A 25867-nucleotide genomic window follows, 5' to 3' on the forward strand; every position below is an offset into this window, starting at 1 on the left:
GGATGACCACCCCAATGGGCGAACCCGTCGCGATCGTCGGCATGTCGGGTCGGTTCCCAGGCGCGGGGAGTATCGACGCGCTGTGGGAGCTGCTGAATTCGTGTGGTGACGCAATCCGGCCCGTTCCACCGGAGCGGTGGGACACCAGTGTGCCGTTGGATCCGGAGAAGCCAATTCCGTCGATGGGCGGATTTCTGGACGGCGTCGACGAATTCGACGCGGGCTTCTTCGGAGTGTCACCGCGCGAAGCGGCCGAGATGGATCCGCAGCAGCGTCTCATGCTCGAAATGGCCTGGCGAGCCCTGGAAGACGGCAGGGTGCAACCGGACAGGGTGCGCGGGACCCGCGCCGGCGTATACGTCGGGGCGTCGTGGCACGACTACGAGACCCTGCGTCAGCGTCGTGGGTTGGGTGCCGGTCCGCACAGTCTGGTCGGAACCCAGCTGGACGTCATCGCTTCGCGGCTGTCCTACACGCTCGGGCTGACCGGACCCAGCATGACGGTGGAGACCGGATGTTCCTCTGCGCTGGTCGGACTCGATCTGGCGGTTCGGGCGATCAGGTCCGGGGATGTCGACTCGGCCCTGGTCGGCGGTGTGAATCTGCTTCTCACACCGGATGTTTCGATCGGCTTTACGCATTTTGGCGGGTTGACCCAGGACGGTCGCTGCGCGGCGTTCGGTGCGGGGGCCAGCGGCTTCGTCCGTGGTGAGGGTGTGATCGCCCTCTACCTGAAACCGCTGCGCGCCGCGCGACGCGACGGTGACAGGGTGCGGGCGGTGATCGTGGAGACCGTGGTGAACAACGACGGCGGTGGCGAGAGCCTGGTGACGCCCAGCCTCGACGGTCAGCGTGATCTACTGCGCAGGGCATACCTGCGAACCGCGGTGGATGTCGGGCGGCTCGCCTATGTCGAAGCACACGGAACCGGTACGCGTCGTGGCGATCCGATCGAAGCGCGGGCGCTGGGCGAGATCCTGGGCTCGGCCCGCGAGCCGGCCGACGGTCCGCTGCTGATCGGTTCGGTCAAGTCCAACATCGGTCATCTCGAAGCGGCCGCGGGCATCGCGGGTCTGGTCAAGGCGGTGCTGTGCCTCGAACACGGCACGGTGCCGCCGAGCCTGCACTCCGAGGTTCCGAATCCCGACATCGCGTTCGACGCGCTGAACGTGCGAATCGTCCACGAGCACAGCGCACTTCCCGTCGACGGCACCGCCCTCATCGGTGTGAACTCCTTCGGTTGGGGCGGCACCAACGCGCACGTGGTCCTGCGCAGGTCCGATGCCGACGTGGCCCCCCCGATGGCGACGGCACTGCCACGCAGCCCGGGCTTCGTGCCCATCTCGGCGCACAACGGCGATGCGCTGCGGCTCCGCTGCGGCGACATCGCGGACCTGGTGGCGGACGCGCCGACCCGGCTGGCGGAGATCAGCGCGGCGCTGGCCCGGCGCGCGCCGACACTGCCGCTGCGTTGTGCGATCCTGGCCGCTGAACCCGGCGAGGTGATGGCTGAATTACGTGCACACGCCGTGGATGCGGAACGTGAGTCGCCCGCGATCCTGTCCGGCCGAGCTCGTACGGCCGACCGGACAGCTTTCGTCTTTCCCGGTCAGGGCAGCCAGTGGCACGGCCTTGCCGCTGTTCTCTACGAACACGACCCGGTATTCGCCGAGACCGTGGACGCCTGTGCGCGCGCACTGAAACCGCACGTCGATTGGGATGCGGTCGCGGTGCTGTCCGGCGCTTCGGGTCCGGGCTGGCTCGAGCGTGTCGATGAGGTGCAGCCGGTGCTATGGGCGCTTTCGGTCGCGATCGCGACGAGCTGGCAACGCGCCGGAATCGTGCCCGACGTCGTTATCGGACACAGTCAGGGCGAGATCGCGGCCGCGACCGTGGCGGGGCTGCTGAGCCTCGACGATGCCGCACTCATCGTGGCCCGGCGCAGCGCTCTGTTACGTTCGGTGGCCGGGACCGGCCGCATGCTGTCCGTCGAGCTGTCCGCGGCCGAGGTTCCCGGCGCCATAGCAGGATTCGAGGGCCTGGTGGCTCTGGCGGTGCACAACGGGCCGACCTCCTGTGTGCTGTCCGGTGACGCCGACGCCATCGAGGCGCTGGGCGAAGTGCTCACCGCCGGAGGTGTGTTCTGCCGCATGGTGAACGTCGACTACGCCTCACACAGCCCGCTGATGACGCGGGTGCGTGACCCGCTGCGGGCCGAACTGACCGGCGTCGCGCCGCTGGCGGGCGCCGTGGAGATGATGTCTACCGTGCGCGTGGGCACGGTCACCGCGGTGGACCTGACCGGCGACTACTGGGTGGAAAACCTTTGCCGGCCGGTGCTTTTCGCCGACGCCATGGCAGAACTGTTCGATTCCGGCGTGACGCACGTGGTAGAGATCAGCCCGCATCCGGTGCTGCTGCCCGCGGTGGAGCAGCAGGCAGCCGAGCGTCCCGATCCCCCGGTCGTGCTGCCGTCGTTCTATCGGGATTGCGATCCGGTCGCAGAACTGAACCGGTCGCGGGCGCGCGCCTTCGTCTCGGGTCTGCGTCCTTTCGGCGCGGTCGCCGATTCCGCGATCGAGTTGCCGCCGTATCCGCTGCAGGCGCGGGCGTATTGGCTGCCGGATATCGCGTCCGGCAGCGAAGTGGGAACGGGTACCTTGCGGGTGCCTGTGTATCCCAGTTCCATCGAGCCCGGCGCCTGGCAGGCGTCCATTCCCATAGGGCTTCGGGCCATGCCCTGGCTGACCGATCATCGGGTCGGCGACGCGGTGGTAATTCCGGGTGCGATGCAGGCCGCGCTGGCCATCGCGGTCGTCCGTACTCGATTCGGTGTCCTTCCCGCGCAGCTCTCGGGGCTGCGCTTCCTGGATGTACTCACCATTGGCGACGATCCGATCAGGGTCGAAGTGACTCTGCGCCAAGACCTCTCGGACGAGATCAGCTTCGAGGTCGCTGCGTTGGATGCCGGATCGAACAGCTGGAGCCTGTACGCGCACGGGCACGCCAGGCATCGGGCCGTGCAGCTCGCCGCACCGTTGCCCTTCCCGGTGGACGCCGCCGATGTCCCCGCGCCCGGCGAGGTACTTTCGATCGACGATTTCTACGCGCACTGCGCGCGGCGTGGCCTGAACTACGGGCCCGACTTCAGGGGTATCCGCGACATCCGACGCCTGCGCGACGCACGGGGCGATCGTGTGCTGGCCGAGATCGTGCTCGGTGAACGCGCCCGTGTCCACGTTCAACCGGGTGAACTCCACGCCACACTGGTGGACTGCGCCATGCAGACCGCCCTCGCGCTGTTCGACGACGAACGTGCGGTGCTTCCCGCCGGTATCGGTGAACTGCTGTTGGACGGGGTGCCGTCCGAGCCCGTCGGTACCGCGTGGGCGTATGCGATCCGGCGCTCGGACAACTCGGCCGATATTCATCTCTTCGATACCCGGCGCGCACCGCTGGCCCGCATTCTCGGTCTGGAACTGCACGCTGTCGATGACGAGCGAACCGAGGACCGGGCATACGACCGTGAGTTCGGGTTCGACTGGAGTCCCGATGAGCGCGCGGAAACGGATGCGGTCCCCGGTTCTTTCGCAATCATCGGCGCCGGCACCGCCGTCGAAGCCTTGTCCGATGCGTTGCGCCGGGCCGGCACCGAGGTTTCGACTCCGGCCGAACCCGGCGCGGCGGCCAGGGCGGGAACCGTTGTCTATGTCGCGCCCTCGGAGGTGGCCGGGCTGGACGCGCAACGTCGCGGATTGGTCGACCTGGCCGAGCTCATCGGCTTGTGTGCCCGAACCAATTCGGCGACAACGCGTCTGGTCGTGGTGACCAGCCGGGCACAAGCGGTGGACACCACCGAATCACCTGATCCGGGCGGAGCCATGTTCTGGGGACTGGTGCGCGTGGCGCGGCGTGAGCATCCCGGGCTGTCCGCCGAGATCATCGATCTCACGACGTTGTATGGCGACGGACAGGAGCGAGACGGCGAATTCGACGACTGTGCGGCCGAACTCGTCGCGGGGGTCGGCGCGGACCAGGTCGCGCTGCGTTCCGGGCAGCGCTATATCGGCTGGATCGCGCAGGGGCGGCGAAGGGAGCCGAGTGCTGCTCGCCGTCCGTGGTGTTCCGCGCCGCAGCCGTTCCGCCTCGAACTCACACCCGGTGACGAGGGCGAGGTCGTACGCTTCGCGCCGCTGGAGGTGCGGTCGCCCGCACGGGACGAGGTGGTGATCGAGGTCGAAGCATCCATCCTGAATTCGTTCGCCGCCGCGGCTACCGCTATTCGCGCAGCTGACGAACCTGGGCACGATCGGCTCGTGCACGAATGCGCGGGCGTGATTCGGGCCATCGGGGACGAGGTGCGGGATCGCGCGGTGGGAGATCGTGTGGTGGCCTGCGGATTCGGTCCTCCGGCATCGCATGTGACGGTGCGTGCCGACCACACCCAGCCGATCCCGGACGGCATGGCGCACACCACGGCGGCGGCTACGCCGATGGCGGTAGCGACGGCTTGGTACGCGCTCGACGCTCTCGCTCGGCTGGCACCCGGGGAGACGGTGTTGATTCATGCGGACCCCGGGGGAGTGGGATCGGCTGCGATCACCATCGCCCGAAGCACCGGCGCCCGGATCATCGCGACCGCCGCGGGCGCGGATCTGTGTGATCACCTGCGACGTACGCACGATATCGAGCACGTCTTCGATTCCCGCTCGCGGACCTGGGCCGACAAGGTGAGGGCGGTGGCGGGCGCACAGGGTGTCGACGTCGTGCTCAATTCCCTGACCGGCGCGGCGATCGGTGCGGGCCTGGATCTGCTGGCCGCGGACGGCCGCTTCATCGAACTCGGCGATGCCGGAGTTCGCGAGGATCGCCGGATCGGCGTGCCTCCCCTCGCGCGAGGAATCATGTTCGCGGCGGCGGATCTCGCCGGACTGATGGCCCGTCGTCCCACCCGCTTCGCTGCGGCGTTGAGTACCGCGTGGCAGAAGATCTGGGCCGGAGGGCACACTGCCGAACCTGTTGAAGCGCACGAATTCGACTGCGCGGCAGCGCTGTTGCCCGCGATGCGAGACGGGGCATCGTCCGCTCGGGTCGTGCTCACCCATCCGGGGCGCGTCACGGACATCGGACCGAGTCCCATGCCACAGGGTCGCTTCCGCTCGGACGGCACCTATCTGATCACGGGCGGTCGTGGCGCACTCGGGCAGAGCCTTGCCGCTCACCTGCTCGCCAACGGAGCGGGGGCGGTGGCGCTGGTGGGCCGCGGCGCTTCCGACGCGGTGGACTCCGCCACCGTCCGCAATTTCCGGGCCGATGTCGCCGACCGGAACACGCTGGCCCGCGTGCTGGATTCGATCCGCTCCGACATGCCGCCACTGCGCGGGGTGTTCCACGCCGCGGGCATACTCGACGACGCTACGATTCTCGGCGTCGACGCCGAGCGGTTCGAGCGAGTCCTGCGCCCGAAGGTGGACGGCGCCAGGCATCTGGACGCGCTCACCGCCGATGACCCGCTGGATCTCTTCGTACTGTTCTCGTCGGTGTCCGCATTGATCGGCAACCCGGGACAGGCCGCGTACGCGGCGGCCAACACCTACCTCGACGCGCTGGCGGTGGCTCGTCGGTACGACGGCCGGCCCGGGTTGAGCATCCAGTGGGGGTTCTTCGCCGACGTGGGGCTCGCCGCCGCGGCCGAACACCGCAGCGCGCGTTTGATCGAACACGGCATTTCGAGTTTCAGTACGGCGGAAGCATGGGCGGCCTTGTCCACGTTCCTGGCCGAAGACCGGTCGCAGGTCGCTTACGCGTCGTTCGAACCACGCCAGTGGTTCGATGCGTATCCCGATTCCGCGGCCCAGACGAGCTGGCAGATGCTGCTGCGGCGGGCCGCGATCGGCACTGCTGCGGGCGGTGGAGAGTTTCATGCCGCGCTCGCCGGGTCGACAGCCGACGATCGCCGGATTCTGGTGCGCGACAAGATTGCCGAGGTGGCCGCGCGTGTCCTGCGCATGCGCCCTGCGGACCTGGATGCCAAAGCCTCGTTCAAGGCGCTCGGGCTCGACTCACTCATGAGCCTGGAGATGCGAAACCGACTGGAATCGGTTTTCGCACTGCGCTTTTCCACCACTTTGCTGTGGACCTACGGCAACGCAGAAGCCTTGGCGGGGGCGATCGGCGACCAGCTCGCCGAGTCGCTCGCCACGGTCGAGGGCTGACAAGAAACCAGGAGGCACACATGGATGAACCAGGTCAGAACGATGCCTGGGCCGCGGCTCTGCGTCGTGCCACGGAAACCATCAGGGAGCTGAGGGAACAGGCGGCGAACCAGCAACCGGTGGGCGGGCCGATCGCGGTGGTCGGCGTCGGCCTCCGCCTGGCCGCCGGTATCGACGATCTGGATGGCTACTGGGCGGCGCTGCTCGAAGGTCGCAGTCTCATCTCCGATATGCCGAGGCATCGCGCATGGCCGTTCGCCGACGAATGGGAATTCCTGCCCAGCAGCGGCAGTTTCATCGACGACGCGCTCGACTTCGACCCCGACTTCTTCGGCCTGACACCACGTGCGGCGCAGGCCATGGACCCGCAGCATCGCCTGCTGCTCGAAGTGAGCTGGGAAGCGCTGGCCAGCGCTGGTATTCGTGGTCGCGACGAGGCCGGGAAATCGGTGAGCACCTTCGTCGGCATCACGGGCCGACAAGATTACGCCGACTGGGGCCGCGATCATATGGACCCGCACTGGGCACTGGGAAACGGCCACTACCTGGCCGCGGGGCGCATTGCCTATCACTTCGGATTCAGCGGCGCCGCTGTCGCTTTCGACAGCGCTTGTTCCTCATCGCTGGTGGCCATTCATCACGCGGTCGGCGCGCTGCGGCGTGGTGAATCGGAGGTCGCGCTCGCGGGCGGTGTGAATCTCGTTCTGGCCCCCGGATCCACCGAGGTCATCGCGCAGACCGGAGCGCTCGCTCCGGACGGTTTGTGCAAGACCTTCGACGCGAGAGCCAATGGCTACGTCCGGGGTGAGGGTTGTGCGATGGTCGTACTGAAACGACTGGCCGACGCCGAGCGTGATCACGATCCGGTGCTAGGGATCATTCACGGCACCGCGGTCAACCAAGACGGCGGGTCCTCGGGTTTCACGGCGCCGAATGCCGACGCCCAACGGCAAGTGATCGAGGCGGCGCTCGCCGATGCCGGGTGCGAGCCCGCGGAGATCGGGCTGGTGGAGGCCCACGGCACCGGTACCGCCCTCGGCGACCCCATCGAAGTCAGCGCGATCGTCGCCGCACTGGGCTCTCGCAATGGTGGCAAAGGTCTGCATGTGGGGTCGGCCAAAGCCAGCATCGGCCATCTCGAAGCGGCGTCGGGCGTGATCGGCCTGATCAAGGCGCTGCTGTGCATACGTGAGCGTACGGTGCCACCGGTAGCGCACTTCCGGACCTTGAATCCACGAATCGATTTGGCAGGAAGTGATATTCGGATATCCGGGCAGGCCGCGTCGTGGGATCTCGGGGATTCGGGTCCGTTGGCCGGAGTGAGCTCGTTCGGCCTCATCGGTACCAACGCGCATGCCATCGTCGGGCCGGCGCCCGAGTCTGCCGCCCCGCCGCGAGCAGAGATTCCGCGCCCCGACTGGAACCGGACGCCCTGCGTACCTGCCTTCCTCGGTAGTTCGTCCGGCAGCCGGAAGTGAAACAAATACTCGAAGAGCCGACGGAATGGGTAATACACGGTGGTTTCATTCTTCAAGCGGGCCGGGGCTCGCTATGTACCGACCGAACTGGCGTCGAGTCCGTGGGCAGCCGGACAGGTGAGCGGTACCGCGCTGTGCGGCCTTTTGGCGCGCCAGGCCGAAACACATGACCCCGGAACGGGATTCATTCCCGGTCGATTCACGGTGGATCTGTTCCGGCCGGTGGTCGCAGAACCGATCGAATTGCGCAGCGAGGTGGTGCGTGACGGATCCCGGGTTCGAGTGGTTGATGTCTCGATCATGCAGCGCGAGCAGTTGCGGGTTCGCGCGACCCTGATGTACCTGTCCGTCTCGGCGCAATCGCCCGGGCAGGTGTGGCAGCCGGTGCGGCAATTGCCGGTTCCGGAGCAGGGCGAGTGGAATCCGCTGCGATTCAAATCGGGAGAGCTCGAATGGACCGGTGATCTCACCGCCGGTATGAACGGCGAGCGAAAGTGCGTCTGGCACGACGTGGTTCCGCTGGTTGAAGGCGAGGTCAACAGCCCGTTTCAGATGGCGGCCTATGTCGCGGACACGACCAATCTGGTGTGCAACTGGGGCACCGACGGAATCGGCTACATCAATTGCGACACGACCTTGGCGATTTCCCGGCTGCCCGTGGGATCCGAGATCGGCCTGCAAGCCCAGGAACACCTGGCTACCGGCGGGGTGGCCATCGCTGCCGCGACCCTGTACGACCGGAGCGGTCCACTGGGCGTATGCGTCGCCACCGGCGTCTCCAACGTTCGCCGGGTCGATCCCGCGAGCTACGCCGCCGAGGTGGCCGCCTCCGCTGACGAAGCCGCTCTGAACTCTTGACTCGACACCACATAGACCATGAGAGGTAACCGCGATGCGGATTGCGTTCACACCGGAACAAGAGGCCCTGCGGGCCGAGCTGCGTGAGTATTTCGGCCGCCTGATGACTCCCGAGCGGCGCGCGGCGCTAGCGGCTCCGGTCGGCGAGTACGGCGAGGGCGATACCTATCGCGAGGTCATCGCCGAGATGGGCCGAGACGGCTGGCTCGCGCTGTGCTGGCCGAAAGAGTTCGGTGGACAGGGCGGCTCGGTCATGGACCAGCTCATCTTCACCGACGAGGCAGCTATCGCGACGGTGCCGGTGCCGTTCCTGACCATCAACACGGTGGCGCCGACGATCATGCACTACGGCTCAGAAGAGCAGAAGAAGTTCTTCTTGCCCAAGATCGCCGCCGGCGAGTTGCACTTCTCCATCGGCTATTCCGAGCCCGGCGCCGGCACCGACCTGGCCGCGCTGCGCACCTCGGCGGTTCGCGATGGTGATGACTGGATCATCAACGGGCAGAAGATGTGGACCTCCCTCATCGGCTACGCGGACTACGTGTGGCTGGCGGTGCGCACCGCCCCCGAGGCCGAGAAGCACAGCGGAATATCCATGTTCATCGTGCCGACCACCGCCGAGGGGTTCTCCACCACACCGGTGCACACCATGGCCGGGCCGGACACCTCCGCCACGTACTACCAGGATGTGCGTGTCGCACACACCGACATGGTGGGTCCGGAGAACGGCGGCTGGGGCCTGATCGTCAACCAGCTCAATTTCGAGCGTGTCGCACTCAGCGGCGCTGGACATCTGGTCATGGCGCTGCGGTACACCATCGACTGGGCCCGGGAAACCAAGACCGCCGACGGCGCCCGTGTGATCGACAGCGAGTGGGTGCGAACGAATTTGGCTCGAGTACACGCCAAAGTCGAGTACCTGAAGCTACTGAACTACGAGATCGCGGCGCGCGTCGATGCAGGGAACACCGCCCCTCGCCCGTGGGATGCCTCCGCCTGCAAGGTATACGGCACCGAACTGGCGACCGAGGCGTATCGGCTGCTGATGGAGATTCTCGGACCGCAGGCGCATCTGCGCCAGGATTCGCCGGGGGCGCAACTGGGCGGTGTCCTCGAGCGGCTGCATCGCGCCAGCCTCATCATGACCTTCGGCGGCGGCACCAATGAGGTGCAGCGCGACATTATCGCCATGTTCGCCCTGAAGCAGCCGCCGTCTGTGCGCTGAATATTCTCGAAAGCTAGGTATTCACTATGGATTTCACTCAAACAGAAGCTCAGCAAGATCTTGCCCGGCTGACCGGCGAGGTATGTCGCGAGCTGGTCACGCCGGAGCGGCTGCGTGAGCTCGACCGGAATGCCGACGCCAACGGCGAGGCGGTCGTACGGTTCGACGAACAGCTGTGGAAAGCGCTCGCCGGCGCCGGCGTCCTGGCCGCGGCGTTGCCGTCGACGGTGGGGGGTGACGACTTCGGCGTGCTGGAGCGGACCGCCGTCCTGCGAGAGCTAGGCAAATCCGTCGCGGCCGTGCCCTATCTGTGCTCCATCGCGCTCGCGGCGGATGCCCTCGCCGCGTTCGGTTCGGACACCCAGCGAGAATTCGCTACCAGGGCGGCGTCCGGCGAGATCATTCTGACCGTCGCCCTGAGCGAGGCCCTGAATTGGGAACCGCGTGAGCCGCTCACGATCGCGGCCGACGCCGAGGGCTGGAAGCTGACCGGGGCGAAGAACGCCGTACCGTTCGCGGCACAGGCGGAACGAATTCTGGTGCCCGCAACGGTCGGCGGATCAACCGCGCTGTTCCTGGTGCATCCCGGCGCCGAGGGCGTGACCCTGACTCCGCAGGTCCCGACCGACCGTAGCGCCGAGTACGCGGTGGAATTCGACTCCGTGCGGGGCGAATTGGTGGGTTCGGTCGAACAGGGTGCGGATATCATGAACCGGCTTCTCGAGCACGCGTGGCTCGGCACCGCCGCGAGTCAGCTGGGCACCCTGGAACGGGCGCTGACGCTGGCCGCCGACTATGCCCGCGACCGTGAACAGTTCGGGCGCAAGATCGGTAGCTTCCAGGCGGTTGCACAACGGCTGGCCGACAGCTACATCGATGTGCAAGGCCTGCGCCTCACGGTGACCCAGGCTGCGTGGCGGCTGGCCGAGGGGTTGTCCGCCACCGCCGAGGTACACACCGCGAAGTTCTGGGCGGCCGAGGCGGGTCACCGGGTCGCACACGCGGTCGTGCACGTGCACGGTGGGGTCGGGATCGATCGGGACCACATCGTGAACCAGTACTTCACCGCCGCCAAGCACAATGAATTCGCGCTCGGTGGTGCGACGGATCATCTCCGGGCGCTCGGCGCGACGCTGGCCACGGCCCTGTAGGGGCACGGAATGAGTGAAGTCCGGTCGAACGCCGCCGCGCGGACCACTGACGGCGACTGGCCAGGCGAGGCCGAAGCCGTGGTGGTCGGTGCGGGAATGTCCGGGATCTGCCTCACTCGGGCGCTCAAACTCCATGGCATCGAGGACGTTGTGGTCCTGGAGAAGAGCGATGACGTGGGTGGGACCTGGCACCACAACAGGTATCCGGGCGTCGCCTGCGATATTCCTTCTCCCGCATATTGTTTCAGCTTCGCCCTGCACGACTGGAGCCGGCTGTTCGCCCCGGGCGCGGAGATACACGACTACCTCCGGCAGGTCGCCGCGGACAACGACGTGGTCCGGCATATCCGATTCGAAACCGAGTTGCTGGAAGCGGTGTGGGACTCGCGTGCTCATCGCTGGATTTGTGAGACCAACCGGGGTTTCATTCGCGCACGGTTTCTCATCCTCGCGACGGGCGTCCTGCACAACAAGAACATCCCGCCCATCGCGGGAAAGGCGGAGTTCGCCGGAACGATGTTCCACTCCTCGGAGTGGCCGGAGGACTTCGATCCAGCGGGCAGGCGGATAGCGGTCGTCGGCAATGGTGCGTCCGCGGTGCAATTCGTTCCGGCCGTGCAGCCTATGGCCGAACGCCTGGTCGTGCTGCAACGCACACCGGCGTGGGTACTGCCGAAAAATGATGTGGTCCACAGGAAACTGAACCGTCACCGGGCGCAGCGCCGGCAACGCCGGCTACGCGGGCTGGTGCTCACGCTCCTGGAGCTGTTCCATTTCGTAGCCGCCCGCGCAGAGCGCTCGCGGCTGGTGGAATGGGCCGCGCGCAAGCATCTACGCGACTCGATCAAGGATCCCATCCTGCGCGCGGCGCTCACCCCCGACTACCGCATCAACTGCAAGCGAGTGCTCCAATCCAACAGGTACTACCCTGCTGTCTCCAGTGCCAACGTCGACTATGTCGCCGCCGGGTTGGTGAGGATAACCGAGAACTCGGTCATCGCCGCCGATGGCCGGGAATTCTTGGTGGACACGATCATTTGGGGAACCGGCTTCGAGCCGGGGCACACCGAGGTGCTCAAACGTATTCGAGGCCGTGACGGCGCGGACATGTCCGGAACGGATCACGCGTACAAGGCGACGACCATGGCCGGATGCCCGAACATGTTCGTCATGGTGGGGCCGAACGGGATCACGGCCTCCAACCCTCTCGTCTCCGAGGCACAGACTCGTTACATCTTGTCGGCGATAGACACATTGCACCGCAGGGGCGTTCGTACCGTGGAGGTCACCTTGGCTGCCGAGCGCGCGTGGAACCGGGATAAGGACGCCAAGCTCGCCGCCTCGGTATGGAACGCCGGGGGCTGCTCGAGCTACTTCCACAATGATCGTGGTGTGAACACGGCGCTGTGGCCGGGACCGCTTCGGGACATGAAAGAGCAACTCAGCGTGTTCGACATCGAGAACTATTCGATCACCTAGATGTACGCCGAGACTCGGTCGGAGAAGTCGCGGTGCGCCACCGCGCTACTCCGGCCGGATCATCGCGCCACGCACCGGGGAGGTCACTCGGGCGGGCGTGTTCGTGGCGCCGGCGACGACGCTCGGGCCGTAGAGGCGAATCTCGTCGTCGATCGTCTCGGATCGCTGCGAACTCGCCAGCGCGATCCGTGCACCGCTGACCAGGGCTGCCTCGGCGGCCGCTAGAACCGCCGAATCGGCCAGCGCGCCTGTGCAATACACGGTGTCGCGATAGTCGACACTGGTCACGGACACAGCCGCGTAGGCCCGGGCGGCCCACTGTGCGTTGGTGAAGACCTCCGCCTCGGGCCGAGCCTCCCGGCCGCTCGGCGACGCCGTGGCGAAGCTGAACAGGACGACAGCCGGTTCGTCCGCGGTCCCGGGGTTCGGGGCGTACCAGTCCGGCAACCGCACCAGCGAGGAGTCAATCTCGTCGAGATACATCTCGTTGTGTGTGAGCAGCTTTCGGCTTTCGGACGACTCGTCGTCGGCAAGCACCAGGAGCCGGAAATCGTGCTCACCGATCCGGTCGATATCCATCGGACCCGCTACGACCGTGCCGACTCGGGCGTGCGCCGCAGCGGCCGCGAGATGCTGGTCGGCCGGTAGCAGAACCGCCACCGCGCCGAGCCGGGATAACGCGGCCATGGCGATCAGCGTTCCAGGGCGCAATCCCGGCACCACCCCTACACGGTCGCCAGGAGTTACGCCGACCGCGATGAGCGCGCGCACGATGGCGTCGATCCGCCCGTTCATATCCGACTCGGTATATGCCCGGCCGGCGTGGAGCAGGCAATCCCGGGAGGAAGCGCGTCTGCTCCAGGTCAAGCCCAGCGAGATTCGAGTAGCGGGGCGAATCCGGCCGGCCCGGACGAGTCGAGGCGGGGCGAACAGCGCGCCTTTCGAGCCCGGCTTCCGGCCGGCAACCGGCGCGGTCGCCGTGGCCATCTCCACAATCTGCTCAGGCCGCGATCCTGCACCCTCGTGCCAGCGTAGCCAATCGGCGATGGTGGGCCAGGTGTCGCGGACGGCATCGCCCCCGGAGACCATCTTGTAGTGCCCGGCATCGACGCCGATCTCGTAGACGGGAGCACTACGGGCCGCGTGCGTGATGCCGCGTACCGACGCCGCAGGAGCGAGTTGATCTCGATGTCCGATCACACCCAGGATCGGACAGGTCGATTCGGCCATGCTGTACACCCGGCCGCCGATCACGAACCCGCCGTTGCGCAAACGATTCCCGATGGCGAACTGCCGTAGTAGATCCGATGCGGCCGGACCTGGGTAGCCGATCCGGCCCTCGCCCGCCATGAACCGGCGCCTGCGCTCCTGCGCGGGCGAGAGCGTGGGCGCCGAGCGATTCCGCAGGCTTCGCGCGCGGTTACGCACCATGCTCACCGGATCGACCAGATCCCACCAGGTTTTCAGCACGGTATCGGTGATTTGAGCGCCCTCGCGCACGGTCTCAGCGAGGTAGTTCGCCACCCTGGGACCGAAGGGCAGCCCGGCGGCAGTCCAATCGACCATGCTGCCGATGCCCACTATGCTCGCGATCCCCGAGCCGCGCCGGTACGCCGCGGTCAGGTAGGCGAACATACCGCCCTGGCAGTATCCGACCAGGTGTACTTCGCGGCCTGTTTGCTTGCCGATCGTGTCCACGACCGCGGACACGGCGAGCACGTGATCGTCCAGCGTGCGCGTCCAGCCGTTTTCCTCGGTCGCCGGCGAGCCGAAATCGATTACCCAGGGATCGATTCCGGCATTGCGGAGGAGCGCGACCGCCCCTTGCTCGGCATCGAGATCGAACACCTCGGCGGACATCATCAGCGGCGGTATCAGGACGGCTGCCGGTCCGCTCGCGGGCCGCTGTGGAAAGTAGCGCCGCAATCGGTACATGGGCCGGCCTTCGATGACGGCGTATGGACTAGTGACCGGATTCATCGCGCTCCCCAGTGAAATCGGCTGGCACACACCGTCTCCGGTGAAGCCTCACAGCACAGATAGAACGAGTTCTAGTGAAAAGTGAGGAGATGGTCCATATGTCTTTAGTCACAGCGGATTTTTGCGAAGAATCACTGTCATGATCGGTAGAACACGTTATAGCCTCGAAGACGGAGTGGGGTTCTTGATCACAAGAGCAGCGAAATCTCAAGCGCTGCAACGTATATGCGCAACGTCGCGCTGTGGACGTGAAACGGATTGGCGGAGCTGTGCACGAGCGCTTCGCCGATGGGAGGGCATATCGTGGAGAAATTCGACTGTCCGGTGCACCGATATCCGTCGGCGGCGACGCGATCGCTCGGCCTGGATCCGGTAATGGACGAGGTGCGTGCAGGATCCGGAATCGCGCGGGTGAGATATCCCTACGGTGACACCGCTTGGCTGGTCACCGGTTACGAGGACGTCCGCGCCGTCTATTCGAAGAAGGCATTCACTCGCACCGGTATGTCACAGGAATCGGCGCCACGACTGACGGCGGGCCTGCTGCTGCAGGGTGGCATCGGCAGTCTCGACGACAGCGTTCACATCAAACTGCGCCGGGTCATCGGCAGGGAGCTGACCGGCGCGCGTATGGCCGGGTTGCGCACCGCTACCGAATCGATCATGGCTCGGCGCCTGGCCGAACTCGCGAGCGAGCGGAGGGGCGACTACGTATCCGTTGTCGCCAAACCATTTTCGCTGAACGTGCTGGGCGAGCTCGTCGGTATCGCCGAAGCCGATCAACCACTCACTGGCGAGCGAGTGAGCGCGCTGCTGTCCGACGCCTCTACCTCCGAAGAGGGTGCCTCGGGCGCGGAGACCGCACTCACCGAACTCGGTGCCTTCGTCATGGAGCTCATTCGTGATCGCAGGGCCAATCCCACCTCGGATTTGGTATCCGACCTGGTGCGCCACGGCGACGATCTCGAGAAGTGGGAGTTGGTGACCGTGGTTTTCGCTCTCATCGTCGGCGGCTACGAATCCTCCGCGCACATGCTCAGCAAGATCGTGTTGCGACTGCTGCTCAGCCCGGACCTGCGGGCCGAGCTGCGCGCGTATCCCGAGCGGATCCCGGCGGCGGTAGACGAACTGCTGCGCACCATCACCTTGGCCGGCGGTGAGGGACTGCCGTGGCGGGTGCGCGAGCCGGTCCAGCTGGGCGGAGTCGATCTGACGCCCGGTGAGTTCGTTGTACCGGCCATCGGTGCGGCCAACCTGGATCCGGCCGTCTTCAGCGATCCGGACCGGATCGATACCGGTCGAAACGCCAAGGCTCATATGGCGTTCGGGCACGGTACCCGCTATTGCCTGGGTTCGCAGATCGCTCGGATGGAACTGGAAGTCGCGGTCGGAATGCTGCTGCGGGACTATCCGGACGCTCGGTTGGCGGTCGATCCCGCCCAGGTGCGGTGGCACAGCGGCTCGGCGGTCTGGCAGCTGGCGGAACTTCCGGTGGATCTGGGAGTAGCAGCCGGACGCGAGGAACCCGTGCTGTTCGAGGGTGCTGACCTATGACAACGGGATCGTGCCGATGACCGTCGGAATCCTGCGCACCGGTGCGTATGTCCCACCCCGGGCGGTGGACAACACGACCATCGCCGAGTGGGCCGGAACCACCCCCGAGTGGATACGCGATCGCACCGGAATCGACACCCGGCGCTACGCGGATGACCGCGAGGCCACCTCCGATCTGGCGTTCCAGGCGGCCGTCGACCTGCTTGGCCCGCGCGAGGGCTGGCCCCGGATCAACAGTGTCATCGTCGCCACCTCGACCGGCGATCAGGCCCAGCCCGCCACCGCCGCCGCGTTGCAGGACAAGTTGGGATTGACTGGAATACCGGCGTTCGATCTGAACTCGGTCTGCGTGGGGTATCTGTTCGCGTTCGAGGTGGCTGCGGGGCTGATCGCGCGCGGCCGTGACGACGGAGTCGCTCTCGTGGTCGGGGCCGACATCTACTCCAGGATCATGAATCGGGCCGACCGCAAGACGGTGAGCCTGTTCGGCGACGGTGCCGGTGCGACCCTGGTCGGACAGGTGCCGACGGGCTATGGACTGCTCGCGTCCAGATTGGTCACCGACGGTGAGTTGCGCTCGCTGGTAGAGGTTCCCGGTGATACGGGGCTGTTCCGGATGGACGGCCGCGCGGTACGCGACTACGTTCGCACGACACTGCCGAAACTGGTGTTCGAGGTGCTGGATGAATCTGGGTTCACACTCGCGGACATGGACCGGATCATTCTGCACCAGGCCAATACTCGGCTGCTCGAGACGCTGATCCGGGAACTCGGCATGGACCCGGATCGGGTGCCGCTGACCGCGCCCCGCTATGGGAACACCGGTGCGGCCTCGATCCCGATCACCCTGCACAGCGCTCATCGGGAACGCCCGTTGCGGCGTGGCGAGCGGATCCTGCTGGCCGGAGTCGGCGGTGGCATGAGCGCCGGGGCGGCGGTCTTGACGTGGTATTGACGCGAACCGGAAGGAAGTCCAGCCGATGCGACTAGAAGGAAGAGCCGCGGTGGTGACCGGTGGCACCCGAGGGCTGGGCTTCGCGATCGCGAAAGCGTTTCTCGCGGAAGGTGCCTCGGTCATGGTCTCGGCCCGAACCGCCGGGGACTTTCAACTCCTGAAGAGCGAATACCCCGATCGCTGTCTGTTCCATCCGGCCGACGTCGCCGACCCGAACTCGGTCGAGCGACTGATGGCCGCGACGGTGGAAGCGCTGGGGGGACTGGATGTGGTGGTCGCCAATGCCGGGGTCAGCTGTGACGGTCGGATCGAGGATCTCGAGCCCGCGGCCTGGGATGCCATGGTTACCACCAACCTCACCGGCACCTTCCTGTGCACCCGCGCAGCTGTGCCGCATATGCGCGATCACGGTGGCGTGATCATCAACATGTCGTCGTCCATGGCCAGCCGGATAGCGGTCGGCGCGGCCGGCTACAGCGCCACCAAGGCGGCCATCGAAATGTTCACCCGGACCAGCGCAATAGAGCTGGGGCAGTACGGAATCAGGGTAAATGCGCTCTCTCCGGGAATCCTCGACGCCGGTATGGGCGGGCGGCTGGCCGAGAACGACCGTGTGTGGGCCGCGTATCGCAAGCGATTCGCACTCGGTCGGGCCGGACGGGTCGGCGAAGCCGCACAGGCGGCGGTCTTCCTCGCTTCCGCTGACGCTTCCTACGTCAACGGAGCGGTTCTCGATGTCAATGGAGGTTTGATGTGGGCGTGACCGATCAGCGCAACGAATCGTTCATCGAGCCGGAGGTTCAGCGGCTCATCGAACTCGGACGTAAACACGTGATGGGTATGGAATACACCGACGCGGAACAGGTCTGGATCAGTTCGGGGATGGAACACTTGCTCCTGCGCACCGTGGGTAGAAAGAGCGGCAAACCGCACAAGGTGGCGCTTCCGTTCTGGATCGACTCGACGGGGTGCCGCGTCGTCGTGGCTTCCTTCGTCGGCGCACCGCGTCATCCGGCCTGGTACTGGAACCTCACCGACAGTGAAGCCAACGCGAAGGTTCGAGTGAAACTGCGGTCCGGTGAGCTGCTCGCCCGCCCCGAGATCGTGGAGGAGCCCGAATATCACCGGTTGTGGGACGCGTTGACCACGGACCGGGAATTCTACCGAGATTACCAATCCCGGACCGAGCGCCGGATTCCGCTGGTGCGGTTACACGAACTGTGAACGACGTGAACGCGGCCGCGCTGCAAGGTGTTCCGGTGACGGCGCTGTGGACCCTGTGGAGCCGTGCGGTCGAATCTGCGCGTAATGACAGCGAATTCACCGATCCACTGGCGGAGCAGGTGTGCGCGGGCCTCGACTTCGACTACCGGAGCTTCGGCACCCCGTCCCAGACTCAAGTGCTGCGGGCGCGCACCATTGACGCGGAAGTCGCACGTTTCCAACGAGTTTCGCCCGATGGGACCGTGGTCGCCCTGGGTGAGGGCCTGCAGACGACGTACTGGCGACTGGGCGCGCCGGACCTGAACTGGATTTCGGTGGACCTACCCGAGATGATCGCGCTGCGCGAGCGATTGCTGCCGGCCGGGCCGTGGAATCGCGGCGTGGCGATGTCGGCTCTGAACCGTTCCTGGTTCGATCTGGTCCCCGCGGGTGAGGTGCTGATCACCGCTGAGGGATTGTTCATGTATCTGCAGCCGGATGAAGTCTACGGGTTGATCGGCGATATGGCGCGGCGGTTTCCCGGGTCGAGTTTGATCTTCGATGTCCTTCCGCCCTCCTTCACGGCCCGCACCGTCAAGGGCACGACGCTGGCCCGCAATTCGACCTACGTGGTACCGCCGATGCCGTTCGGTCTCACGGTGGCCGAGACCCGGGCGTTGCCGCGGCGAATACCCGGTGTCAGCCACTACCGCGAGCTGGTGATGACACCCGGCCGCGGTTGGTGTCGGCCGGCCGTCCTCACGCTGATGCGCAAGGCGCCGGTGATCCGCAATCACCGGCACCTGATCGCGCGATTGACATTCGACGAGTGACGGGCGACGACGGCGGCCTCCACCGGAATCGGTGGAGGCCGCCGTGGTGTGCCGGCCCTAGCCGCTGATGTCCGGATCGACGTCGTCGTCGGTGAGCAGGGCGCTGCCCGCCACCCGATCGTGCGCCAGGGCGTCCAGGAAGGCCCGGGCCCAGCGGTCGACGTCGTGGGTAAGGACCTGGCGGCGCAGCGAGCGCATCCGCCGGCGGCGGGTGTCCCGGTCGTCCTCGATGGCGCCCGCGATCGCGTCCTTGACGCTGTCCAGGTCGTGCGGGTTGCACAGGTATGCCTGGCGCAATTCCGCTGCCGCACCGGTGAATTCGGACAGCACCAGGGCGCCGCTGAGGCCGCCCTGGCACGCCACGTACTCCTTGGCGACCAGATTCATGCCGTCCCGCAGCGGGGTCACCAGCATGACGTCGGCGGCCACGAAGAACGAGACCAGCTCCTCCTTGGGGATGGGGCGGTGCAGGTAGTGCACCACCGGGTAGCCCACCCGGGCGAACTCGCCGTTGATCCGGCCCACCTGGCGTTCGATGTCGCCGCGCATCTGCTTGTAGGACTCGACGCGTTCGCGGCTCGGCGTGGCCAGCTGCACCATCACCGTGTCGGCCGGGTCGATCCTGTTCTCGTGCAACAGCTCTTCGAGCGCCGCCAGCCGAATGTCGATGCCCTTGGTGTAGTCCAGGCGGTCGACACCCAGCAGGATGGTCTTCGGGTTGCCCAGTTCGGCACGGATTTTCGCCGCGCGTTCGCGCACGCCGCGCCGGCGCGAGTACTCGTCGAGCTCGGTCGAGGCGATGGAGATGGGGAACGCGCCCACGCGCACGGTGCGGAAACCCACCTGCACCACACCGAGTTTCGAGCGCACGCCGACGTTGCCGCGCGAAGTCGGCTGCCCGGCAAGCCTTCTGGCCAGATATAGGAAGTTCTGTGCGCCACCGGGGAGGTGGAAGCCGATGAGATCCGCACCCAGCAGACCCTCGACTATCTCTGTGCGCCAAGGCATCTGCATGAACAGCTCGACCGGCGGGAACGGGATGTGTAGGAAGAAGCCGATCGTCAGATCGGGGCGGAGCATGCGCAGCATCTTGGGCACCAGCTGCAACTGGTAGTCCTGCACCCAGACGGTGGCGCCCTCGGCGGCCACCTTGGCGGTGTACTCGGCGAAGCGGCGGTTCACCTGTACGTACGCCTGCCACCACTTGCGGTCGTAGACCGGGCGCACGATCACATCGTGATAGAGCGGCCACAGCGTGGCGTTGGAGAAACCTTCGTAGTAGTCGGCGACCTCTTCCGAGGACAACGGCACCGGATGCAGATCCAGCCCGTCCTCGGTGATCGGGTCCATCTCGACGTCGGGAACACCGGCCCAGCCGACCCATGCGCCCTTGTTATTGCGGAGGACCGGTTCCAGTGCGGTGACCAGGCCCCCGGGACTGCGCTTCCATCGTGTGGTGCCGTCGGGCAGGCGTTCCAGGTCGACCGGTAGCCGATTGGCTACGACGACGAAGCCGGAACCGGCGCCCGAACTGTCCGGGTTCACGTTCTCATTCGCCTCGCGTGAGGGGAGCGATGCCCAGCATCGAGAGCAGCATGCGGCATTCGTCCGCATCGGTGGCGTAGGCGGCCACGACGCGCTGCGCCTGACGCGCGGTCTCGTCGGCGAGTGGTTCCAGTTCGTCGTCCGCGATGTCGTTTGCGCTGCTCTTCGCGGCCATCATGATGTCCTCTCGGGGAATTCTGCTCGAGTGTCGCGGAGTCCATCGTATCTGGCCTCGGATCCTCAACCGCACCCCTCGGCACACAGCGAGCCGGAAACGCAATGGACCGGGGATCTGAAACATCGCGGGGCCGGAACCCGACAACCGGTGCGGAAGCAGGTCCGAATCGCGACCGCTACGGTGAGCGTGGAAACCAGTCGCTCGAATCGGATGAAGGGGTAGCCAGAATGCCGTTGGCCACGGTGAACGGAATCTCGCTGAACTACCAGGTCAAAGGGGACCGCACCCGGGGAACCGACGTCAAGGGCGCGGGGCCGCTGGTCGTCATGATCATGGGTACCGGCAGTCCGGGCCGCGTGTGGGAACTGCATCAGGTGCCCGCGCTGGTGGCCGCCGGATACCGGGTCTGCACCTTCGACAATCGCGGCATCGCACCGTCCTACGAGGCGGCCGACGGCATGACCATCGATGATCTGGTGCGCGACACCGCCGCCCTCATCGAATTCCTGGACGAGGGCCCGGCGCTGGTGGTCGGGCAGTCCATGGGGTCGCGGGTCGCCCAGGAACTGGCGCTGGCCCGACCCGATCTCGTGCGCAAGGCCGTCTTCCTGGCCGGGCACGCCCGCCTGGACCAGTTCCAGCGCACGCTCTCGCTCGGTGAGCACGCGCTCGACGATTCCGGGGTGCAGCTGCCGGCCAAGTACGAGGCCGCGCTGACCGCGCTGATGAACCTGTCCCCGGCGACCATGGCCGACGTCAACGCCGCGCGCGACTGGCTGGACCTGTTCGAGTTCACCGGCGGGCCGTCCAAGCCCGGCGTGCGCGCCCAGCGCCGCATGGACCACGACTTCGAGCGCCTGGCGGCCTACCGGGCGATCAACGTGCCGTGCCTGTCGGTCGGATTCGCCGATGACCGCATGATTCCGCCCTATCTGTCCCGCGAGGTCGCCGAGGCCATCCCGGGCGCTCGGTACCACGAGATCCCCGATGCCGGGCACTTCGGCTACCTGGAACGACCCGAAGCGGTGAACAAGATCCTGCTGGAATTCTTCGCCGCGTGAAGGTAACCGCCCGGGCGTAACACCACCCTTGCTAGGGTCGAATCAACGTCGGGGGCTAGTCCCGTCGCCGCGGTGCCCTACCGTGGTCGACGGACGAACCGTCAGCGTTCCCGTACACAGCGCCAGTATCCAGTGAGGTGAAATGAGCACCAATCCCTTCGACGACGAAGACGGCCGGTTCTTCGTCCTTGTCAACGACGAGGAGCAGCATTCGCTGTGGCCCGCCTTCGCCGAGGTCCCGGCGGGTTGGCGAGTCGTCTTCGGCGAGGACTCACGCGCCGCGTGTGTCGAGTATGTCGAGAAGAACTGGACGGATATGCGTCCGAAGAGCCTGCGTGATGCCATGGCCGCCGATGACGCGGCCCGTCAGGCGGCGCAGTCCTGACAAGAGCGGTTGACCCGATACTGCGTGGGAACGATTCCGAACGCGGCCGGTGGGGCCACAAGCCCCGCCCGGCCGCCGCTCGGCCCTGACCCCGACGGTATCGAAATCACCTGGGGAACCCGGCTTTTCCGCGCAGCCGGCCTACCTGGTTATGATGGGCACCGCTTTCCCGCCTCCTTAGCTCAGTGGTAGAGCACCGCTCTTGTAAAGCGAAGGTCGTCAGTTCAATCCTGACAGGGGGCTCCCCCGCCTCCCCGCGACTTTTACGGTCGCCGGGGAGGCCATTGCGTTTCATCCCCGGACTCACCTACGAAGGTGGCTGAGTTCTGGGCGTACCCCGGGAGTTACCCCGAAGGTCGCGAGATCAGGCGTTGCGTACCCCTTTCGGCTCGCCTTCGGCATCGCGCTCGGGGGTTGATCAGGCCGTGTGATCTCGGCGGTCTGCGGTCTGCGGTCTGCGCGGCGGCGGACTTGTCGTTTCCTGTTCTCGGGGATTCTTGGTTCGCGTGTTCGGGTTGGTGTGTCTCCGCGCGGGTGTACATCATGTACATGTTGTACATACGGGGTGTTCGGGGATCGAGGAGCCGATGACGACCAGCGAACGGATTACCTCTGTGCGTCGCTACGATTCGATGAATCGGGCGCGGGAGAACTTCAGTCAGATGTTGACCGCCGCCGAAGAGGGAAATGTCGCGGTGGTTACGCGGCGGGGTAAGGACTCGGCGCTGGTGCAGGTCGGGCGGCTGAGATGGCTGCTGGCGCACATCATTCGGCCGCATGAGCCGCAGGTGGTGCGGGAGAACGGGGCCTGGGTCGCGTACCTGCCGGGGTTGCCGCTCGCGGTGGAGGAGGCCGATTTCGGGACGGCGATCGAGGTGCTCATCGACGCCATGCGTGAATACGCCTCCGACTGGCAGGAACGGCTGCATGCCGCGCCCAACCATCGCAACAACGTCGACTTCGTCCAGTTCGTCGAGCTATCGACGGATGACCAGCTGAGAGAATGGTTGACGGCGGCCGAGCAGTGACGGCGCACCGTCCCGGCACCAAGAAGGCGCACGAGACCTTCTGCCGGAACGACGAATGGGCGCAGGTGCGGAATGCCAAGGGCGGCACCGTTGCTCATCACAGCACGTGGGAGCTCGAGCTGACCGACGGCCGGATCCTGCGGACCCGCATCTCCCGTCCCGCAGACAGCACCGACCATGGGCCGAAGATGTGGTGCCAGATCCTGAAGGAGCAGCTCGAGGTCAGCTCGGCCGAGTTCTGGGCGTGCGTCGATGACCGGGTCCGCCCGGTGCGGGTGTCCGTCGTCGCGATCCCGGCCAAGGAGCCCATACCGCTCGGTGTCGTCGAGAAACTGCTGCGCCTGGTGGGCCTGACCGAGGACGAGGTCGAGCACCTGACCAAGGAACAGGCGGTTGAGCGGCTGAATCAGTTCTGGGCCGAGCAGTAGCCGGCCGCCGGGGGCTCGCAGGAAACTCACAGGGAAGGTCCAGGGAGATCACCGGGGGTGCGCGCAGGATGGGGGTATGAGCGGTGTGGGGTCTGTGCGCGAGGTCGAGGCCAAGGTGCTGGTTGTCGACGACGAGCCGATGATCGTCGAATTGTTGTCGGTCAGTCTGCGGTTCCAGGGGTTCGAGGTCGCTACGGCGGGGAGCGGGACCGAAGGGCTGGACCGGGCGCGGAGCTTCCGGCCGGACGCGTTGATCGTGGACGTCATGATGCCGGGGATGGACGGGTTCGGGTTGTTGCGGCGGCTGCGGGCGGACGGGATCGACGCGCCGGTGTTGTTTTTGACCGCGCGGGACGAGGTGGAGGACAAGGTCACCGGGCTCACGCTGGGGGCGGACGACTACGTGACCAAGCCGTTCAGCCTCGAAGAGGTGGTGGCGCGGTTGCGGGTGATCCTGCGGCGGGCCGGGCACAGCGCGCCGATCGAGAAGTCCTCGCGGCTGCGGTTCGCCGACATCGAACTGGACGACGACACGCACGAGGTGTGGAAGGCGGGGGAGCCGGTGCCGCTCTCGCCCACCGAATTCACGCTGCTGCGATACTTTCTCGTCAACGCGGGCACCGTGCTGAGCAAACCGCGAATTCTGGATCACGTGTGGCGCTACGACTTCGGCGGTGAGGTCGGGGTGGTGGAGACCTACGTGTCGTACCTGCGCAAGAAAGTAGACACGGGCCCGGATCGGCTCATTCACACCCTGCGCGGGGTCGGCTATGTCATGCGGGAATCGCAGCGCACGCCGGGCGCGCGATGACCGAGCCCGCCCCGGCCGGCCGCGCACTGCCCGGCGGGACGGCGTCACCGCGCGAAACCGGTGTGCGAGCGGCACTGTCGAACCGGCTGTCCGCGATCCCGCTGCGCACCACCCTGGCGCTGGCGCTGGTCTCGCTGGCGGGTCTGGGCCTGCTGGTCTCCGGGATCGGTGTCACCGCGCTGATGCGGGACGTCCTGGTGGACCGCATGGATCGCCAGCTCGCCGACGCCAGCCACGGCTGGGCCGCGCCGGGCGCGCGCCGGCCCGAGGTGCTGCCGCAGCCGGCCGAGAACAAGGAGCGCCCGCCGGACCTGATGTATGTGCGGGTGGAGGATTCGACCGGCAAGAACACCCTGCACCTGGACGTGGGCACGGGGCAGCCCGATGTGCCCGCCGACCTCGGGAACAAGCCGATCACGGTCGGCTCGGTCGGCGACGCGGGGGAGAAGTGGCGGGTACTGCGGGTGCGCACCGACAAGGGCACCAGCACCCTGGCCCTGCGGATGGATCAGACCCGCTCGATCCTGGACCGGCTCATCCTCTTGCAGGCCGGCATCGGGCTGGCCGTGCTGACGGCGCTGGCGTTCGTCGCGCGCCTGGTGATCCGGCGCAGCCTGCGGCCGCTGCAGCAGGTCGAGCAGACCGCCGCCGCCATCGCGGGCGGTGATCTGCATCAGCGAGTCCCGGTGCGCGGCACCGACACCGAGGTCGATCGGCTCTCGCAATCGCTGAACACGATGCTGACCCAGATCCAGCAGGCTTTCGCGGCCACGGAGGCATCCGAGGAGGCGGCGCGGCGCTCGGAGGCCAATATGCGGCGCTTCGTCGCCGACGCCAGCCACGAACTCCGCACCCCGCTCACCAGTATCAAGGGCTTCTCGGAGCTGTATCGCCAAGGGGCGATCCAGGATCCGGCGCTGGTCATGGATCGCATCGAACACGAATCCAAGCGGATGGGCCTGCTGGTGGAGGACCTGCTCATGCTGGCCAGGCTGGACGCCCAGCGCCCGATAGAACGGCGGCCGGTGGATCTGCTCACCGTGGCCAGCGACGCCGTGCACGGCGCGCGGGCACTGGACGCGGTGCAGCACCCCGACGGTCCGGCCCGGCGCATCGACATCGAGATCTGTTCCGGCGCGGGCACACTGGAGGTGCTCGGGGACGACCAGCGCCTGCGTCAGGTGCTGGCGAATCTGGTGAACAACGCGCTCGTGCACACCCCGCCCGACGCGGCGGTGACCGTAAGACTCACCCCCGAAACGGACTACGTGCTGCTCGCGGTCGCCGATACCGGCCCGGGGCTGGAACCCGAACAGGCCGAGCGGGTTTTCGAGCGCTTCTACCGCGCCGACGATTCGCGCAGCCGGGTCAGCGGCGGTACCGGTCTGGGTCTGTCGATCGTGCGCGCGCTGGTGGCCGCGCACGGCGGCACGGTGTCGGTGGCCAGCGTCCCGGGCTCGGGCACCACCTTCACCGTGCGCCTGCCGCGCGAGCGATAGC

20 protein-coding genes and 1 tRNA gene are annotated in these 25867 nt (G+C 66.6%); 18 read left to right on the forward strand and 3 right to left on the reverse strand.

The window, feature by feature from the left end; translation table 11 throughout:
• Positions 1 to 2: 2 nt before the first annotated feature.
• From ACFVBH_RS35850 to ACFVBH_RS35875, 6 genes are read left to right on the forward strand one after another with little or no spacing between them, the layout of a single operon-like run.
• On the forward strand, positions 3 to 6215 hold the full coding sequence (locus ACFVBH_RS35850; RefSeq protein WP_379008646.1) for an SDR family NAD(P)-dependent oxidoreductase: 6213 nt from the start codon (positions 3 to 5) through the stop codon (positions 6213 to 6215).
• 20 nt (positions 6216 to 6235) lie between these two features.
• On the forward strand, positions 6236 to 7693 hold the full coding sequence (locus ACFVBH_RS35855; protein ID WP_379008648.1) for a polyketide synthase: 1458 nt from the start codon (positions 6236 to 6238) through the stop codon (positions 7691 to 7693).
• A gap of 39 nt (positions 7694 to 7732) precedes the next feature.
• Positions 7733 to 8551 (forward strand): acyl-CoA thioesterase domain-containing protein, encoded by an 819-nt coding sequence (locus ACFVBH_RS35860; protein WP_379008650.1) that lies wholly within the window; start codon positions 7733 to 7735, stop codon positions 8549 to 8551.
• A gap of 34 nt (positions 8552 to 8585) precedes the next feature.
• Complete coding sequence (locus ACFVBH_RS35865; RefSeq protein WP_379008652.1) at positions 8586 to 9776, forward strand: acyl-CoA dehydrogenase family protein; 1191 nt, start codon at positions 8586 to 8588, stop codon at positions 9774 to 9776.
• A gap of 26 nt (positions 9777 to 9802) precedes the next feature.
• On the forward strand, positions 9803 to 10927 hold the full coding sequence (locus ACFVBH_RS35870) for an acyl-CoA dehydrogenase family protein (protein ID WP_379008654.1): 1125 nt from the start codon (positions 9803 to 9805) through the stop codon (positions 10925 to 10927).
• Positions 10928 to 10936: 9 nt separating this feature from the next.
• Positions 10937 to 12406, forward strand: coding sequence for a flavin-containing monooxygenase (locus ACFVBH_RS35875; RefSeq protein ID WP_379008656.1), 1470 nt, complete (start codon positions 10937 to 10939; stop codon positions 12404 to 12406).
• 45 nt (positions 12407 to 12451) lie between these two features.
• On the opposite strand, the gene ACFVBH_RS35880 is transcribed toward ACFVBH_RS35875, so the two are convergent.
• Positions 12452 to 14386 (reverse strand): AMP-binding protein, encoded by a 1935-nt coding sequence (locus ACFVBH_RS35880; RefSeq protein ID WP_379008659.1) that lies wholly within the window; start codon positions 14384 to 14386, stop codon positions 12452 to 12454.
• A 375-nt stretch (positions 14387 to 14761) separates the two neighbouring features.
• Here ACFVBH_RS35880 and ACFVBH_RS35885 point away from each other — a divergent pair, with 375 nt between their 5' ends.
• The 5 genes from ACFVBH_RS35885 to ACFVBH_RS35905 are packed head-to-tail and all read left to right on the forward strand — an operon-like array spanning position 14762 to position 18931.
• Positions 14762 to 15940 (forward strand): cytochrome P450, encoded by a 1179-nt coding sequence (locus ACFVBH_RS35885; RefSeq protein WP_379008662.1) that lies wholly within the window; start codon positions 14762 to 14764, stop codon positions 15938 to 15940.
• Between the two features lie 16 nt (positions 15941 to 15956).
• Entirely contained in the window at positions 15957 to 16895 is a 939-nt protein-coding gene (locus ACFVBH_RS35890; RefSeq protein ID WP_379008664.1) for a 3-oxoacyl-ACP synthase III family protein, read from the forward strand.
• 52 nt (positions 16896 to 16947) lie between these two features.
• Positions 16948 to 17658, forward strand: coding sequence for an SDR family NAD(P)-dependent oxidoreductase (locus ACFVBH_RS35895; protein WP_379008667.1), 711 nt, complete (start codon positions 16948 to 16950; stop codon positions 17656 to 17658).
• Positions 17655 to 18119 carry a nitroreductase/quinone reductase family protein gene (locus tag ACFVBH_RS35900; RefSeq protein ID WP_379008670.1) on the forward strand — a complete coding sequence of 155 codons (465 nt, stop codon included), beginning with the start codon at positions 17655 to 17657 and terminating at the stop codon, positions 18117 to 18119. The genes ACFVBH_RS35895 and ACFVBH_RS35900 overlap by 4 nt, the downstream gene beginning before the upstream one ends.
• The gene (locus ACFVBH_RS35905) at positions 18116 to 18931 is read left to right on the forward strand and encodes a class I SAM-dependent methyltransferase (RefSeq protein WP_379008672.1); all 816 of its coding nucleotides are present in this window, start codon (positions 18116 to 18118) and stop codon (positions 18929 to 18931) included. The genes ACFVBH_RS35900 and ACFVBH_RS35905 overlap by 4 nt, the downstream gene beginning before the upstream one ends.
• A gap of 57 nt (positions 18932 to 18988) precedes the next feature.
• Here ACFVBH_RS35905 and ACFVBH_RS35910 read toward each other — a convergent pair whose 3' ends face one another.
• Both ACFVBH_RS35910 and ACFVBH_RS35915 read right to left on the reverse strand, forming a co-directional pair.
• Positions 18989 to 20545: a trehalose-6-phosphate synthase gene (locus ACFVBH_RS35910; RefSeq protein WP_379008674.1), complete on the reverse strand. Its 1557-nt coding sequence runs from the start codon at positions 20543 to 20545 to the stop codon at positions 18989 to 18991.
• A complete protein-coding gene (locus tag ACFVBH_RS35915) occupies positions 20481 to 20651 on the reverse strand; it encodes a hypothetical protein (RefSeq protein WP_354985889.1) in 171 nt (56 codons plus the stop codon). Before ACFVBH_RS35915 ends, ACFVBH_RS35910 begins: the two co-directional genes overlap by 65 nt.
• A 230-nt stretch (positions 20652 to 20881) precedes the next feature.
• Between ACFVBH_RS35915 and ACFVBH_RS35920 the strand changes: the two genes are divergently transcribed.
• The 7 genes from ACFVBH_RS35920 to ACFVBH_RS35950 all read left to right on the forward strand — a co-directional run bounded on the left by ACFVBH_RS35920 (position 20882) and on the right by ACFVBH_RS35950 (position 25866).
• Positions 20882 to 21715, forward strand: a complete 834-nt coding sequence (locus tag ACFVBH_RS35920; protein WP_354985888.1) for an alpha/beta hydrolase — start codon at positions 20882 to 20884, stop codon at positions 21713 to 21715.
• Between the two features lie 142 nt (positions 21716 to 21857).
• Complete coding sequence (locus ACFVBH_RS35925; protein WP_019931522.1) at positions 21858 to 22100, forward strand: MbtH family protein; 243 nt, start codon at positions 21858 to 21860, stop codon at positions 22098 to 22100.
• Positions 22101 to 22271: 171 nt separating this feature from the next.
• Positions 22272 to 22343 (forward strand) — tRNA-Thr (locus tag ACFVBH_RS35930).
• 344 nt (positions 22344 to 22687) lie between these two features.
• Positions 22688 to 23128 (forward strand): prevent-host-death protein, encoded by a 441-nt coding sequence (locus tag ACFVBH_RS35935; protein WP_379008677.1) that lies wholly within the window; start codon positions 22688 to 22690, stop codon positions 23126 to 23128.
• A complete protein-coding gene (locus ACFVBH_RS35940; protein ID WP_379008679.1) occupies positions 23125 to 23556 on the forward strand; it encodes a cytotoxic translational repressor of toxin-antitoxin stability system in 432 nt (143 codons plus the stop codon). The genes ACFVBH_RS35935 and ACFVBH_RS35940 overlap by 4 nt, the downstream gene beginning before the upstream one ends.
• A 76-nt stretch (positions 23557 to 23632) precedes the next feature.
• Complete coding sequence (locus ACFVBH_RS35945; protein ID WP_354985886.1) at positions 23633 to 24367, forward strand: response regulator transcription factor; 735 nt, start codon at positions 23633 to 23635, stop codon at positions 24365 to 24367.
• Positions 24364 to 25866, forward strand: coding sequence for a sensor histidine kinase (locus ACFVBH_RS35950; protein WP_379008682.1), 1503 nt, complete (start codon positions 24364 to 24366; stop codon positions 25864 to 25866). The genes ACFVBH_RS35945 and ACFVBH_RS35950 overlap by 4 nt, the downstream gene beginning before the upstream one ends.
• Position 25867: the final 1 nt, after the last annotated feature.

The organism is Nocardia sp. NPDC057668, from assembly GCF_042799795.1.
Classification (GTDB): Bacteria; Actinomycetota; Actinomycetes; order Mycobacteriales; family Mycobacteriaceae; genus Nocardia.